Here is a 5,196-nt window from a genome sequence, read left to right as displayed (position 1 = left end):
AACTTACAATTTTAATTGTTATTGTGGGATGGGCGTCCCGCCCGTCCTTTTTGGACGGGCGGGACGCCCATCCCACAAACTTGTGGAAGTTATTTAATTTTCATTCCTGAGAAAGGCTATACCAGATTTACCAACACAATTCGCATAATTAAAACCCCCCTTGAAAAAGGGGGGTTAACAGCCGAAAATCAGCTTGATTCTACTTACATCGAAGAACCCAAACCGGCATAAGCACCGTAGAAGAAAAGACTCACAATGGTGAGAACACCGAGGCCTGCAACAGTAGCTACCAGCCACAAAGGAATTCTGCCACTTTCACTAAACATAGCCATCACCTCACTAATTTACAGCTCAACAAATTCGATGGAACTATCGAAAGCCAACTCAGACACCAGTTAATTAAAGAAATAACTGGAGAACAAAATACCCAAAACAAAAATCAGTAACAAACCCAAATACAAAGAAGTCCGGTTTAACTCAACAGGCTGCTCGTTGGGATTAGGAACGCGCTCAGGCATTGTAAACTCCTATCGTTGAATAAATTGCATTGCTGCGATCGCGCCCAAAAAGAAAATTGTTGGGACACCTAAAGTATGAACGGCCAACCAGCGCACCGTAAAAATCGGATACGAAATTGGCTCATTATTGGGGGTTCTACTCGTCATTTTTCCAAATCCTTGTTAAATTACTTGGCAATGAACTGATCTACTTGTTTCTTAGCTTCAAAGCGATCCGAGATAATCGGCACTTCTTCCCGCTGCGGTGTGAAATATTGGTTAGGGCGAGGAGTTCCGAAAGCATCGTAAGCCAAACCCGTTTGCACAAACAGCCATCCAGCAATAAACAAAGCCGGAATGGTGATGCTGTGAATTACCCAATAACGGATACTTGTAATAATGTCCCCAAACGGACGTTCTCCAGTTGTACCAGCCATTTAGAATCCTCCTTTCAACAACAAATTGACAGACAATCTCTCTTACTATTCTACTATCAAGCAGCTTGCGCTGAACCTTGATATTTAAGTAGAGTACCGCTCGCGCCGATCACAAATCCGCGATCGGGGCCCATAAAGACAATCCTGTAAAAATTAGCCGGAACATCTTCAACTTCGCGGTCTTTTAGCCAAGTTTTCCCGCCGTCCAAACTGCACAGCAAATTGCCTCCGCCGCCGGCTACCCAAACTTCATTATCAGTCCGGTAAGCCATGTCCAGCAAACCCCAACTCGCCTTGCGATCGGGAAAAAACGGTTTTCCCCAACCTTCAGGATTGGACGGGTCGCTAAACTGAATCTGACCGCCGCGGGCAAGCATCCACAAACGCCCGTCCTTGGTAAAGCCCATATTTTGCAGGCGGCGAGAACTATTGCGGTTGTGAGGTTCCCAAGCTTCTTGTCCGGGTTTCCACACCGAGTAGAAATTGCCCTTCGAGGAAACTGCAACATACTGCCCGTCTTCAGAACGGTTGATATTGCGAACTACCCCAAAAGAATCCTGCACAACAGCTTTCCAATTTTTGCCGCCGTCGGAAGTCCGGTAAATCGCCCCGACATCGGTCGTCATCTCGGCGGAATTCGGGCCCAAAGCTGCGATCGTACTCGGAGAACCGGGCAACTGAGAGCTCAAAGCAATCCGCGTCCAAGACTTGCCCTCATCGTTCGTGTGGAGCAAAACTGAAGGCTGGCCGACAATCCAGCCTTCGGAACCGGAAAAACTCACCGACGCAAAACGCGACCTCGGATCGTCGATATCCAGTGCTATAGACTTCCAGCTAGTACCGCCGTCCAGCGTTTCGAGCAGAGTCGCCTCAGAACCCACAACCCAGCCGTGCTGAGGATTGCCCGTAAAGGCAATATCCTGCAAATTAGCGGACGTCGGCAAGGAAATCACTTGCCAGGGGTTGTAACTCACAGAACCGATGGTGCTGCAACTCGTACAGATGAGCGCAGCGGCCAATAACATTACAATTCGTTGCCAAAATCTCACAATCGTTTTACTGCAAACCATACATACTAAGTAACAACAAGAAACCAACGACCAAGCCGCCAAAAATCAGCAAACTTTTCTGACCTTCGGTCATGCCGTTGACACCGACACCGTAGCGCTGATTTGCCTTAAATCCCGATACCCCTTCCATCTGACCGAGATTTTGAAACATCGATTTGCGCGCCCCGCAAACGGGACACACCCAAGTCGGGGTGACATCTGTAAAAGCAGTGCCAGGGGCAATTGCATTTTTAGGATCGCCTTTTTTAGGATTGTAGACGTAGCCGCAGGCTCGGCACTCGTGCCGATCGAGGGTATTAGTCTCCGTGGCTCGATCGCTCATAAATCCAAAATTATGGGTCAGCTAATCGTGAAGTACCTCAACTAAACTTCGTTCGAGTTGGGGCTTCCAACTAAAACTCATATGAGGACGGTCTTATTCGTCTTCGAGGTTTCCCGTCTCAACCGCCGATGCCACGTTAGGGACACCACTTGGGTGTTCGACACTTAAGTCGAGGATGGTCTTACTTAGCGTCCACAGGCAGCCGCCCGTCTTCCACAGGCAGTTACAATATTAAAATATACATTAAAAATTATTGCAGAAGATGGAGGATTAATCTCAACTAACTCGTAATTTTAGCTACCCAAAATCTATATAATGTAACAGACAAGTTACAGAACCCTTTCACCTAGGCAGTAATTATTCATCGTGTTTGCACTCAGCGGCTACGAGTATTTCTTAGGCTTCCTGTTAATTTCCAGCCTAGTCCCTATCCTCGCCCTCACGGCGTCTAAGGTACTGCGGCCCAAAAGTCGTCCCTACGACCGACGCACTACCTACGAATCCGGCGTCGAGCCGATCGGCGGAGCCTGGATTCAGTTCAACATCCGATATTATATGTTCGCCTTAGTCTTCGTCATCTTCGACGTAGAGACCGTCTTCCTCTATCCTTGGGCGGTTGCTTTCAACCAGCTAGGACTGTTGGCTTTCATCGAAGCCTTGTTTTTTATCACGATCCTCGTTATTGCTCTTGTCTATGCATGGCGCAAAGGAGCCTTGGAATGGTCTTAAGTTCTGACAAATCACAAAAACCTCTAATCGTCAATCCCGCTATTCGCCCTGAAGTCACATCGGAATTATCAGAGAATGTCATCCTAACTACGGTTGATGACCTCTACAATTGGGCTAGACTTTCGAGCCTGTGGCCCCTGCTTTACGGTACCGCTTGCTGCTTCATCGAATTTGCAGCTTTGATCGGATCGCGCTTTGACTTCGACAGATTCGGCTTAGTACCGCGATCGAGTCCGCGACAAGCCGACCTGCTAATCACCGCCGGCACCATCACCATGAAGTACGCCCCCATCTTGGTGCGGCTGTACGAACAAATGCCCGAACCCAAATACGTGATCGCGATGGGCGCCTGCACCATCACCGGCGGAATGTTCAGCGTAGACTCCCCCACAGCAGTCAGAGGCGTTGACAAACTGATTCCCGTAGACGTGTACATCCCCGGCTGTCCCCCCCGCCCAGAAGCGATTATTGACGCAATTATCAAACTGCGGAAAAAAATCGCCAACGATTCTATGCAAGAACGCGGCAACTTGCTCCCCACCCACCGCTACTACACCAGACCCCACAAGATGAAAGTAGTAGACGACATTTTGGATGGCAAATATTTGTCAGTTCCTGGCCGGATGGCGCCACCGAAGGAATTGACAGAAGCAATGGGAATGCCAGTACCACCGGCTTTGCTTGCAGGACAAAAACAGGAGGTAAACCGTGGCTGAGACAGAAACCTCAATTGTTGAAGCCGGGAAGGTTTCTCAGTGGTTGACTCAGAATGGCTTTGAACACGAAGCTTTAGCGGCCGATAATTTGGGCGTGGAGATATTAAAGGTCGATCGAGAATTCCTAATTCCGATGTCAACAGCACTGTATGCCTACGGGTTTAATTATATGCAGTGCCAGTGCGCCTACGACCAAGGGCCGGGAGAAGATTTAGTCAGCGTTTACCACTTGGCTAAGCTGACAGATAATGCTTCTCACCCCGAAGAAGTCCGCGTCAAAGTATTCATTCCCCGCGAAGATCCTAGAGTGCCATCAGTCTACTGGATTTGGAAAGCAGCCGACTTTCAAGAGCGGGAATCCTACGATATGTACGGCATTGTCTATGAAGGACATCCGAATCTGAAACGGATTTTGATGAACGAAGATTGGGTAGGCTGGCCGCTGCGGAAAGATTACATTTCCCCTGATTTCTACGAATTGCAAGACGCTTATTAAGGGAGTTTTGCGAGGGCGGGTTTAGAGCATAAAATTGGACTTTAAAAGTTGAGTTTTATGCGAAACTCGCCCTCTGTTTTTTAAATTAACGGCTTGCTAGGCTCTGCCTGGGAACCGATGTCCAAAAACGCAATTTTCACAAAATTATTCGTATGGTTTACGAAACTGCGGGTTTAATAGCTTTACTAAGTATCGTAATAATTTACCTGCAACTTCGCAGGGGTAAGAACAAACCGAATGATAACCAGCTCAAAGCACAGACAGTTGAGCTTAGGCAAATAAACAAGCAGTTACAACAAGGAAATAACCTATTTACCGCCTTTATAGTTCAAATCCTTGCAAGATTTAAGCAAACAGAGGCAGAACTCAAGGCAGCTACTACTGAGAACAATTCTTTGAAGCAGACGGTTCACAAGCTACAACAACAGTTAGCAAGCGTTGAGAGCGAAAGAGATGAAGTAAGGAAAATTTCAACAAATCTTCGTATTGAAAATATTTACTTTGAACAAAAAATTGAAGAACTAGAAGCTCATAAAAAAGTTCTTATTCAAGAATTGGGTGGTTCTCTCAGTAGTCAAGATATAGAGTTTATAACGTGGGAATTTTTAATCGAGAAAGTTAAAGAGGTTACTAGACAGCTTAATGAAGTCATAGCCCAAAATCAATCACTCATTAAAACCAATACGGATTTACAGCAAGAAAGAGACGTTCTGAGAAGAGAGTTAAATCAAGTTAAAGATAATAATACTAGATTGACGCAAGATAATCTACAACTCCGAGCTAGCAAAAACTCTTTAGAGTCAGAACTAAGACGAACACTAGACCGAATTCAACCTTTAGAGATAGATAATAACCAGCTAGAGCAAGAAAAAATACAATTAGAAAGAAAGCTTTATGAGTTAAATTCATTAAACTCCAATTCACCTCAA

General features: G+C 46.2%; 10 protein-coding genes. 4 read left to right on the top strand and 6 right to left on the bottom strand.

All coding sequences use genetic code 11. The features are described 5' to 3' along the window. Nucleotides 1-203: 203 nt before the first annotated feature. The 6 genes from QUA88_RS06130 to QUA88_RS06105 form a co-directional block, all read right to left on the bottom strand. Complete coding sequence (locus QUA88_RS06130) at nucleotides 204-326, bottom strand: photosystem II reaction center protein J (protein ID WP_333109398.1); 123 nt, start codon at nucleotides 324-326, stop codon at nucleotides 204-206. Nucleotides 327-395: 69 nt separating this feature from the next. Beyond that, entirely contained in the window at nucleotides 396-518 is a 123-nt protein-coding gene (locus tag QUA88_RS06125) for a photosystem II reaction center protein L (protein WP_015176850.1), read from the bottom strand. 9 nt (nucleotides 519-527) lie between these two features. Then, nucleotides 528-665, bottom strand: coding sequence for a cytochrome b559 subunit beta (gene psbF, locus QUA88_RS06120; RefSeq protein ID WP_006635504.1), 138 nt, complete (start codon nucleotides 663-665; stop codon nucleotides 528-530). Nucleotides 666-685: 20 nt separating this feature from the next. Continuing rightward, nucleotides 686-934 (bottom strand): cytochrome b559 subunit alpha, encoded by a 249-nt coding sequence (psbE, locus tag QUA88_RS06115; RefSeq protein WP_006635503.1) that lies wholly within the window; start codon nucleotides 932-934, stop codon nucleotides 686-688. Nucleotides 935-990: 56 nt separating this feature from the next. Next, nucleotides 991-2,004 (bottom strand): photosynthesis system II assembly factor Ycf48, encoded by a 1,014-nt coding sequence (locus QUA88_RS06110; RefSeq protein WP_333052116.1) that lies wholly within the window; start codon nucleotides 2,002-2,004, stop codon nucleotides 991-993. Next, the gene (locus QUA88_RS06105) at nucleotides 1,991-2,326 is read right to left on the bottom strand and encodes a rubredoxin (protein WP_333052113.1); all 336 of its coding nucleotides are present in this window, start codon (nucleotides 2,324-2,326) and stop codon (nucleotides 1,991-1,993) included. The genes QUA88_RS06110 and QUA88_RS06105 overlap by 14 nt, the downstream gene beginning before the upstream one ends. Before the next feature lie 366 nt (nucleotides 2,327-2,692). On the opposite strand from QUA88_RS06105, the gene ndhC reads away from it, so the two are divergent. The 4 genes from ndhC to QUA88_RS06085 form a co-directional block, all read left to right on the top strand. After that, nucleotides 2,693-3,055 carry a photosynthetic/respiratory NAD(P)H-quinone oxidoreductase subunit C gene (gene ndhC, locus QUA88_RS06100; RefSeq protein WP_006635500.1) on the top strand — a complete coding sequence of 121 codons (363 nt, stop codon included), beginning with the start codon at nucleotides 2,693-2,695 and terminating at the stop codon, nucleotides 3,053-3,055. Then, the gene (gene ndhK / locus QUA88_RS06095; RefSeq protein ID WP_333052111.1) at nucleotides 3,046-3,771 is read left to right on the top strand and encodes a photosynthetic/respiratory NAD(P)H-quinone oxidoreductase subunit K; all 726 of its coding nucleotides are present in this window, start codon (nucleotides 3,046-3,048) and stop codon (nucleotides 3,769-3,771) included. The genes ndhC and ndhK overlap by 10 nt, the downstream gene beginning before the upstream one ends. Further along, nucleotides 3,764-4,267, top strand: coding sequence for an NAD(P)H-quinone oxidoreductase subunit J (locus QUA88_RS06090; protein WP_194067010.1), 504 nt, complete (start codon nucleotides 3,764-3,766; stop codon nucleotides 4,265-4,267). Before ndhK ends, QUA88_RS06090 begins: the two co-directional genes overlap by 8 nt. A 152-nt stretch (nucleotides 4,268-4,419) precedes the next feature. Continuing rightward, nucleotides 4,420-5,196: hypothetical protein (locus QUA88_RS06085; RefSeq protein ID WP_333270806.1), on the top strand; the 777-nt coding region annotated here is incomplete at its 3' end.

Origin of the sequence: Microcoleus sp. D3_18_C2 (assembly GCF_036702395.1) — a bacterium.
GTDB lineage: Bacteria > Cyanobacteriota > Cyanobacteriia > Cyanobacteriales > Microcoleaceae > Microcoleus.
Note: the sequence above shows the minus strand (reverse complement) of the source record. Positions and strands in the feature narration are given on the sequence as shown.